Here is a 6,466-nt window from a genome sequence, read left to right as displayed (position 1 = left end):
CTTCGGCAGCTCCTACAGGTGTACACATAACCCTGTAGGAGCTGCCGAAGGCTGCGATCTTTTAGCAGGCACCGCCAATCAATGCCCGGATGCTTCCGGCCCCGCCTTCGCCGCAAACGGCGGTTTCGCCAGCCAGACGATCACGATCAACCCCATGAACGCCCACCCCAGCAACGTGAAGTAGTCCACGGTGGAGAGCATGTACGCCTGGCTGGTCAACACATGGTCGAGCTGCGCATACGCCGGGTTGCTCGCACCACCCAGTGCATGCAGGGCCTCGCGGGTGGCAGGCTCATAGGTGCTGATGCTTTCGCTCATGTACGCATGGTGCTGGTCCGCCCGGCGAATCCAGATCCACGTGGTCAACGACGCGGCGAAGCTGCCGCCCAGGGTCCGCAGGAACGTTGCCAGGCCCGCGCCATCGGCGATCTGGCTCGGCGGCAGGTCCGACATCAGGATGCTCAGGGTCGGCATGAAGAACAGCGCCACGCCGATACCCATGAACAACTGCACCAGGGCGATGTGCTGGAAGTCCACTTCGCTGGTAAAGCCGGCACGCATGAAACAGCTCAGGCCAATGGCCAGGAACGCCAGGCCCGCCAACAAGCGCAGGTCGAACTTGTGCGCGTACTTGCCGACAAACGGCGACATCAGCACCGGCAGGAGCCCGATCGGCGCCACCGCCAGGCCGGCCCAAGTGGCCGTATAGCCCATCTGGGTTTGCAGCCATTGCGGCAGGATCAGGTTGATCCCGAAGAATCCGGCGTAGCCCAACACCAGCACCAGGGTGCCGATGCGGAAGTTGCGGTAGGCGAACAGCCGCACGTTGACCACCGGGTGTTGGTCGGTCATTTCCCAGATCACGAACACCGCCAGCGCAATCACCGAAATGGCCGCGCCGATGAGGATGAAGCTCGATTCGAACCAGTCCAGGTCATTGCCCTTGTCGAGGATCACCTGCAACGCCCCGACGCCGATGACCAGGGAGATCAAACCGACGTAATCCATCGGCTGATGACTGGTCACCACCGGCCGCGCCTTGAGCTGCGAACGCACGACCATAACTGCGAAGATGCCGATCGGCACGTTGATGAAGAAGATCCACGGCCAGCTGTAGCTGTCGGTGATCCAGCCGCCGAGGATGGGCCCTGCAATCGGCGCGACCACCGTGACCATTGCCAGCAACGCCAGGGCCATGCCGCGCCTGGCGGGTGGATAAACGGCGATCAGCAGCGTCTGGGTCATCGGGTACAACGGCCCGGCCACCAGGCCTTGCAGCACCCGAAAGCCGATCAGCTCTGGCATCGAAGTGGAAATGCCACAGAGAAACGAGGCCAGCACGAACAGAATGGTCGCCCACAGGAACAGCTTTACCTCACCGAACCGCCGGCTGAGCCAGCCCGTCAGCGGCAACGCGATGGCATTGCTCACCGCGAACGAGGTGATGACCCAGGTGCCCTGCTCCGAACTCACCCCCAGGTTGCCGGAAATCGTCGGCAGCGCCACGTTGGCGATGGTGGTGTCGAGCACCTGCATGAAGGTCGCCAGCGACAGGCCGATGGTGCTGAGCACCAGGCTGGGGGGCGTGAAAGAGGCGTTATTGCTCATCGCGAATCCTTTGAAACTGGGCGGTCGGTCGCAGCTAACCCTGTGGGAGCGAGCCTACTCGCGAAGGCGGCATTACATTCAACACTAATGCTGCCTGACCGGACGCTATCGCGAGCAGGCTCGCTCCCACAGGGGGTCGGTGTGATGGCGGATTGGCGAATCAGCGATGGGCGGTCTTGCTGACCGCGGCGCTGTTGTCGTGGATCAATTGCGTGATCATGGCGTCGGCCTCGGTCAACTGGCGGTCATAGATGCCGGTGCTGAAGGACGCCTTTTGCGGCGGCTGTTGCGCCAGCACCGGGCCGCTCTGGTCACGCAGGTTCACCTCGACCATGGTCGACAGGCCAACGCGCAGGGGATGCTCGGCCAGCTCCTGGGGGTTGACGTGGATCCGCACCGGTACCCGCTGCACGATCTTGATCCAGTTGCCGGTGGCGTTCTGCGCCGGCAGCAAGGCAAACGCGCTGCCGGTGCCGGCGCCAAGGCTGTCGATGGTGCCGCTGTATCTCACACTGCTGCCGTAGAGATCGGCTTCGATCTCCACCGGTTGGCCGATACGCATGTCACGCAGCTGGGTTTCCTTGAAGTTGGCGTCGATCCACAACTGATCCAGCGGAATCACCGCCATCAGCGCCTCCCCCGGCTGCACCCGTTGTCCCAGTTGCACGGTGCGTTTGGCCACGTAGCCGGTGACCGGTGCGATCAGGGTGCTGCGGGCGTTGTTCAGGTAGGCCTGGCGCAATTGCGCAGCGGCGGCCATCACGTCCGGGTGCGATGAAACCACGGTGTCATCGACCAGTGCGGCGGTGGTCTTGAGCTTCTGTTGGGCGTTGGCCAAGGCGTTTTGCGCCGAGGTCAGGTCGTCGCGGGCGTGGGACAGTTCCTCCTGGGAAATCGCCCCGCCGACGGCGAGATTTTTCCGCCGGTTGAAGTTGTCCTGGGCTTTCTGCACTTCGGCTTGCTGGGCGTTGACCTGGGCTTTCATGCCGTCGACGTCGCTGTACAGGCCGCGAACCTGACGCACGGTACGGGCCAGGTTGGCCTGGGCGCTTTGCAGGCCGACTTCGGCGTCGTTCGGGTCGAAGTTCACCAGCACCTGGCCTTCGTGGACCAGATCGCCATCGTCGGCACCGATGCTGACGACGGTGCCGGTAACCAGCGGGGTGATTTCCACCACGTTGCCATTCACATAGGCGTCGTCGGTGCTTTCGCTCCAGCGCCCGTAAAACTCGTGGTAGGCCCAGACGCCCGCGCCGCTCAGCGCGACCACCACGGCCAAGGCCAGCAGCATGAACTTGCGCTTGCCCGAATCGGGATTGGCCGGGGTGTTTTCAGCGGTTGGCGTTGTATCGGCAGTGGCCATGACAAATTCCTTGAATTATTGGGTCAGCGTGGCGGGCGCGGTAGTGGCCGAGGCAATGGCCTCAGGCTGGAAACCGCCGCCCAGCGCCTGTATCAGCTGGATCGACAGGTCGATCTGCTCGGCATTCAGGTTGGCCAGCTGGCGCTGGGCCTGGAGCAACTGCTGCTCGATGCTGAGCACGTCCAGGTAGTTACCGATGCCGGAACCGTAGCGCTGGACCACGGTGTTGTAAGAGTCCTGGGCGATGTCGGTGGCGTGTTGCTGGGCCACGATCTGCCGCCCGATGTCACGCAACTGGTTGATGCTGTCGCTGACGTCGCCCAGCGCCCTGACCAGGGTTTTGTTGTACTGCGCCACCGCCAGGTCGTAGTCGGCGTCGCGGGAATCGAGGTCGGCACGCAGACGGCCACCGTCGAAAATCGGCAGGGAAATCGTCGGTGCGACATTGAAGAAGCGGCTGGCCGAACCAAACATCGCGTCCCCCAACAATGATTCGGCACCGGCCGCGGCGCTGAGGTTCAAGTTCGGATAGAACTGGGTTTTGCCGGCATCGATATTCTTGCTCGCCGCCTCGACCCGCCAGCGCGCGGCCACCAGGTCCGGACGACGTCCGAGCAGTTCGGCCGGCAGCACCGACGGCAAGGCCACGGCGCCCGGCTTGAGAATGTTCGGCCGGGTGATTTCATTGCCGCGATCCGGGCCTTTGCCAAGCAGCACGGCCAGGGCGATTTTGGCGCTTTGCAGGCGCTTCTCGGCGTCGATCAGATTGGCTTCGGAGGTGGCTTCCAGGCTCTCGGTCTGCTGGAACTGGTACTGGCTGTCGATCCCGGAACTCAGGCGACGCTGGCTCAGCTCAAGCATTTGCCGGGTGCGCTTGAGGTCTTCGGCGGACAGGTCATGGACGATGTGCGCCTGCCCCAGGTCGCTGTAGGCGCGGGCCACGTCAGCGGACAAGGTCAACTGCGCGGCCTGCTGGTCGACTTCGGCGGCACGGGCCTGGCCCAGCGCCGCTTCCCAGGCATCACGCTGGCCGCCCCAGAGGTCGAAGTTGTAATTGAAGATGGCGCTGATATTGCGCACGGTCGAGTAATTGTCGCCCTGCCCCAGCGGGTCCTGGTCCCGGGCCAGGCGCGAACGGCTGACGCCGGCGCTGGCATCCAGGGTCGGCATCCGCGCAGCGTCGGCGGCGTAGGCGGCGGCGCTGGCCTGGTGGGCGCGGGCGTCGGCAATCTGCATGTCGGGGCTGTCGTGCAGGGCTTCGCGGATCAGGCCGTCGAGCTGCGGATCACCGAGGCTTTTCCACCAGTCGCTTTTCGGCCAGGCGGCCTGCGACAGCGTCACGCCGCTGAGGGATTGCCCGGCCTTGAGGTTCTTCGCGTCGAGGCTGACGCCTTCGGTGGTCAGGCCACTGTAACTGGCGCAACCGGCCATGGTCATGGCCATCAGCACCATGCTCAGACCGCTGCGCAAGGTTTTAATGTTCATTGGTCACCTACCCGCAGCAGGGTGATCGAGTCACCGGCCGCTATCAGGATTTTCTTCAGGATCGACTCCAGGGTTTTCAATTCCTCCGGAGTGATGGCGCCGGCCAGTTCATTCATGGCTTCGGCGCCGATGTGCGGCAGAAGATCGGCCAGTTTCCGGCCCTCCTCGGTCAGCACCAACTGCACCTGGCGGCGGTCTGCCTCGGAGCGCTGGCGTGCGAGGAAACCTTTCTGCTCCAGACGATCGAGCATGCGCGTCATCGAACCGCTGTCCAGGGACAGGTGCCGACACAGCTCACCCGGCGAATCGACGCCGTACTGGGCAATGATGATCAGCACCTTGAACTGCGCCGCGGTGATCCCGTGGGGTTCCATGTGCGTGTCGATGATCCGGTCCTTGAGCAAAGCAGCGCGCCCGAGCAGGAGGCCGAGGTGGCAATTGTGGAAATCGTCTGGCGCGAAATGTTTCATCTGAACACCAATTAGCTGCCTAGGCAGTGAATGTATGTCGAGATATTACTGCCTAGGCAGTCAATGTCAACGTAATTGTTAGGTTGCTTAGTAATCACTTGACCGATGGCGTCGGATATTCGGCTGATTTACCGACCTCATCGCTCGCAAAACCGACGGCACAACTGGAAGCAAAACTACCCAACTGGTTAAACTATGCCGCCGCGGCTCAAGGAGCCGGACTGAAGATCACGGGGACATCACAGTGGCCGCTCGACCACCCAAGCATTCGCGACTCACACCGCGCTGGCCAGCGTTGCGCCGCCTCTTCGGCCAGGTATCGGCCGGCCCTGACCGTCACTGCGCACATGCGCGGGTAATTCACGACTACTTTCACCGCAAGGCCTGTTCCCAGGGTTACACCCTCAGCCATAGCCAGCAACGGGTCATCGACTGCATGGCGCAGCACGCCTCAAAGCTGCTGGGCACCACGGGCAAGGCACTGCCCGGGCTTTACCTGCACGGCGCCGTTGGGCGCGGCAAGAGCTGGCTGCTCGACGGTTTTTTCCAGGCGATCCCCCTTGCCCAGAAGCAGCGCCTGCACTTCCACGGTTTTTTTGCCCGCCTGCACGAGGGCATGTTCACCCATCGCGACCAACCGGATGCGCTGGCGACCACGCTGGATGAATTGCTGAGCGATTGCCGGGTGCTGTGTTTCGACGAGTTTCACGTCCATGACATCGGCGATGCGATGCTCATCACGCGGCTGTTCAAGGCACTGTTCCACCGCGGGATCCTGCTGCTGGTCACTTCCAATTACCCGCCGGAAGGCCTGTTGCCCAACCCGCTTTACCATGCGCGCTTCAAACCGGTGATCGACCTGATCAATGCGCGCATGCAGGTCATGGAAGTCGGCGGCCCCCACGACTACCGCAGCCAGGCCAGACACCATGCGCACCAACTATTCACCCAGGGCCGCTACGTCTGGCCCGCCACGCTGGCGCAACGCCAGGCATCGAACCTGCCAGGGCCGAACGCACCGGCCATTGCCCTGCCCGTCGGTACTCGCCATCTAACGGCCCGCTATTGCGAAGGACGCACCGTCGGCTTTACCTTCAGCGACCTGTGCGACCACCCCACTGCGGTCATGGATTACCTGGAACTGTGCCGACGCTTCGATCACTGGATCATCGACGACCTGCCCGACCTCGCCGACTGCCCGATTGCCGCCCAGCAGCGCTTCATCAACCTGGTCGACGTTTTGTATGACCAGGACAAGCACCTGACATTGCTGGGCCAGCGCTCGCTGCGCGAAAGCCTGGGTGGTGATGCTATAGACCTGGCGCGTACACGTAGCCGGTTGGGGCAATTGGTGGAGGTAAGGGAGGGGGTTTGAGTTTGGGCAACTTGCTGCGGGGGTTGAAGAAAAAGATCGCAGCCTGAGCCTGTCCGTCAACACGACCTCCATCGGGGCCTCTACCAACGTTGGTCCATGCCGGGTCGAAGCTTGTGGGAGATTGTTTTCTGAGTACATATCCGTTGCTGCGGTAACGGCCACTTA

General features: G+C 62.8%; 5 protein-coding genes. 1 reads left to right on the top strand and 4 read right to left on the bottom strand.

The window, feature by feature from the left end; all coding sequences use genetic code 11:
- Window positions 1–78 precede the first annotated feature (78 nt).
- From PMI35_RS06170 to PMI35_RS06185, 4 genes are all read right to left on the bottom strand, one after another.
- Window positions 79–1,608, bottom strand: coding sequence for a DHA2 family efflux MFS transporter permease subunit (locus PMI35_RS06170; protein ID WP_008064201.1), 1,530 nt, complete (start codon window positions 1,606–1,608; stop codon window positions 79–81).
- A 160-nt stretch (window positions 1,609–1,768) separates the two neighbouring features.
- Complete coding sequence (locus tag PMI35_RS06175) at window positions 1,769–2,971, bottom strand: HlyD family secretion protein (protein ID WP_008064199.1); 1,203 nt, start codon at window positions 2,969–2,971, stop codon at window positions 1,769–1,771.
- A 15-nt stretch (window positions 2,972–2,986) separates the two neighbouring features.
- Complete coding sequence (locus PMI35_RS06180; protein ID WP_008064198.1) at window positions 2,987–4,456, bottom strand: efflux transporter outer membrane subunit; 1,470 nt, start codon at window positions 4,454–4,456, stop codon at window positions 2,987–2,989.
- Window positions 4,453–4,926, bottom strand: coding sequence for a MarR family winged helix-turn-helix transcriptional regulator (locus PMI35_RS06185; RefSeq protein ID WP_008064197.1), 474 nt, complete (start codon window positions 4,924–4,926; stop codon window positions 4,453–4,455). The genes PMI35_RS06180 and PMI35_RS06185 overlap by 4 nt, the downstream gene beginning before the upstream one ends.
- A 244-nt stretch (window positions 4,927–5,170) precedes the next feature.
- Here PMI35_RS06185 and zapE point away from each other — a divergent pair, with 244 nt between their 5' ends.
- Window positions 5,171–6,301: a cell division protein ZapE gene (gene zapE, locus PMI35_RS06190; protein ID WP_032831983.1), complete on the top strand. Its 1,131-nt coding sequence runs from the start codon at window positions 5,171–5,173 to the stop codon at window positions 6,299–6,301.
- The last annotated feature ends 165 nt before the right edge of the window (window positions 6,302–6,466 follow it).

Source organism: Pseudomonas sp. GM78, from assembly GCF_000282475.1.
GTDB lineage: Bacteria > Pseudomonadota > Gammaproteobacteria > Pseudomonadales > Pseudomonadaceae > Aquipseudomonas.
Note: the sequence above shows the minus strand (reverse complement) of the source record. Positions and strands in the feature narration are given on the sequence as shown.

Excerpts from the sequence above, each read along its gene's own strand:
- PMI35_RS06170 (WP_008064201.1), bottom strand. The coding sequence starts at position 1,608 with ATGAGCAATAACGCCTCTTTCACGCCCCCCAGCCTGGTGCTCAGCACC.
- PMI35_RS06180 (WP_008064198.1), bottom strand. The coding sequence starts at position 4,456 with ATGAACATTAAAACCTTGCGCAGCGGTCTGAGCATGGTGCTGATGGCC.
- PMI35_RS06185 (WP_008064197.1), bottom strand. The coding sequence starts at position 4,926 with ATGAAACATTTCGCGCCAGACGATTTCCACAATTGCCACCTCGGCCTC.
- PMI35_RS06175 (WP_008064199.1), bottom strand. The coding sequence starts at position 2,971 with ATGGCCACTGCCGATACAACGCCAACCGCTGAAAACACCCCGGCCAAT.